2 protein-coding genes are annotated in these 604 nt (G+C 66.9%); one reads left to right on the forward strand and one right to left on the reverse strand.

Annotated features, from left to right (window positions below):
• Nucleotides 1-206 (reverse strand): hypothetical protein (locus AC2JF9_RS08235; protein ID WP_500726824.1); only part of this gene is annotated, 206 nt, incomplete at its 3' end.
• 105 nt (nt 207-311) lie between these two features.
• Here AC2JF9_RS08235 and AC2JF9_RS08240 point away from each other — a divergent pair.
• Nucleotides 312-604: dCTP deaminase/dUTPase family protein (locus AC2JF9_RS08240; protein ID WP_500726826.1), on the forward strand; the 293-nt coding region annotated here is incomplete at its 3' end.

Raw genomic sequence — 604 nt, forward strand, 5'->3', positions numbered from 1 at the left:
CGTCTGGCATGCTCCTCGGCGAGGAGCGGGTGCTCGTCCATCCATTCGTGGTAGGGGAACTGGCCTTGGGCAATCTGCGCGATCGGAAGGTCCTTCGCGCGTTCGAGAGGCTCCCACGGGCAAAGGTCGCGTTCCATGCCGACGTGCTGGATTTCGTCGAGCGGCACGGGCTGGCCGGGAGAGGGATCGGCTATGTCGACGCGCATCTGCTCGTCTCGACCCGACTGACGTCGAATGCGAGGATCTGGACCCCTGACCGGGGACTCCGTGCCATGGCAGCAAGGTTCGGCGTCGCTGCCGAGGAGGCTTGAATGACGGCCCTGCCGCCCATCGAACTGAAGCTGCTCGACCCGCGCTTGGCTGCCTGGGGCTTCCCGCATTGGGGGTCTGAGATGGCGGCCGGGCTGGACCTTTTCGCCTGCCTCGATGAGCCGATCACACTGGGGCCGGGCGAACCTCCGGCCCTGGTATCTTCGGGAATTGCGATCCGCATCGGCGATCCCGGCTGGTGCGCGATCATCGCGCCGCGTTCCGGCCTCGGCCATCGCGGCCTCGTGCTCGGCAACACGGTCGGGATCATCGACGCCGACTACGAGGGGACATG

It is taken from the genome of Lactobacillus sp. C449L, assembly GCF_059900815.1.